This window comes from Georgenia daeguensis, from assembly GCF_039537705.1.
In the GTDB taxonomy this organism is placed as follows: domain Bacteria; phylum Actinomycetota; class Actinomycetes; order Actinomycetales; family Actinomycetaceae; genus Georgenia; species Georgenia daeguensis.
This window is the reverse complement of sequence record NZ_BAABBA010000104.1, coordinates 1-521: the sequence shown is the minus strand read 5'-3', so window position 1 is coordinate 521 and position 521 is coordinate 1. Positions and strand designations below refer to the sequence as shown.

The following is a 521-nucleotide window of genomic DNA, read 5'->3' as shown; positions in this document are numbered from 1 at the left end:
GTCCCGTAAGGAAGAAGGGCCGGTCCGATACCGGCCCGGAACACCGCGCGGGAAGCCAACAGGTGGCTGCCCGCAGATACGGGGAAACCACCATGAGCAGCAGCATCGCCAAGATCGCCGGCATCGTCTCCATCGTCGCCGGAGCCCTCTTCGTCCTCGCCGGAGGCATCACCTGGGGCCTGATCACCACCAACCTGGCCGAGCAGAACATCACCGTCGCCGAGGACTCCTCGATGCTCCCGGGCGACGACGTCAACGGCCCCTTCTCCGCCTTCGCCGAGGCCCAGATCATCAACACCCACGCCATGGCCGCCACCGAGGGCCGCACCTACGCCGAGCTCGGCGCCGAGGTCCGCGCCGCCGAGGAGGCCGGCGACACCGCCCTGGCCGAGGAGCTCCAGGGCCAGCGCACCACCGTCATGAACGCCTCGTTCCTGCGCGCCTCGCTGTTCACCTCGGTCGTCTCCTACGGCGTCGCCGCCCTGGTCATGGGCCTGGGCGTCCTCCTCGCCGCCTCCGGC

At 70.2% G+C, this 521-nt stretch carries 1 protein-coding gene; it reads left to right on the top strand.

The window, feature by feature from the left end; translation table 11 throughout:
- Positions 1-92: 92 nt before the first annotated feature.
- A partial coding sequence (locus ABD774_RS21615) for a hypothetical protein (protein WP_345045860.1) occupies positions 93-521 on the top strand: 429 nt, incomplete at its 3' end.